Source organism: Bartonella sp. AA83SXKL (assembly GCF_042196965.1).
Lineage (GTDB): Bacteria > Pseudomonadota > Alphaproteobacteria > Rhizobiales > Rhizobiaceae > Bartonella.
Window position 1 is genome coordinate 1 of the sequence record NZ_JBHIRG010000312.1, and the last position, 578, is coordinate 578.

Annotated in this window: 1 protein-coding gene; it reads left to right on the top strand. The window is 43.8% G+C overall.

Annotated elements, in window-relative coordinates:
• Positions 1-97: 97 nt before the first annotated feature.
• The coding region (locus ACFINO_RS11335; RefSeq protein ID WP_375655950.1) for a portal protein at positions 98-578 on the top strand (481 nt) is incomplete at its 3' end.

Sequence of the window (578 nt, forward strand, 5' to 3'; positions counted from 1 at the left end):
GACTGATGTGTGTGGCTTATGAACAGCCAAACATGCGGCCGAAAAAAAATACTTATCGTTCTTCTCACCATTCTCAAACTTCATGGATGGCTTTTTAATGAATATTTCTAAAGACTCTTTTGATCCATTAGAGACGCTTGAACACCAAGCACTCTTTAAAAAACTCGTCAGCTGGTATCAGGATGATATTGCACATGTCGAGCAATGGCGAAAAAATGCCCAAGAAGACTACGATTTTTATAATGGACGTCAATGGAATGAGCAAGATCTTGCCGTGTTGCGCGAACAAAACAGACCGGTCATGACTTTTAATCGCATTGCTCCTTTGGTCAATGCTGTGATTGGCACAGAGCGCAATAATAAACGACAAGTGCAATTTATTCCACGCCAAGAAGGGGCTGCCTTTGCCAACCAGATTCTCACCGGAGCAGCCGAATGGTTTCGTGATGAAGCTGATGGGGAGTACGAAGATTCTGATGCCTTTCAAGATGCTATCATTTGCGGAATGGGGTGGACCGATACCAGGCTTGATTATGAAGAAGATCCGCAAGGAAAACCCGTCATTGCAAGATTGGATC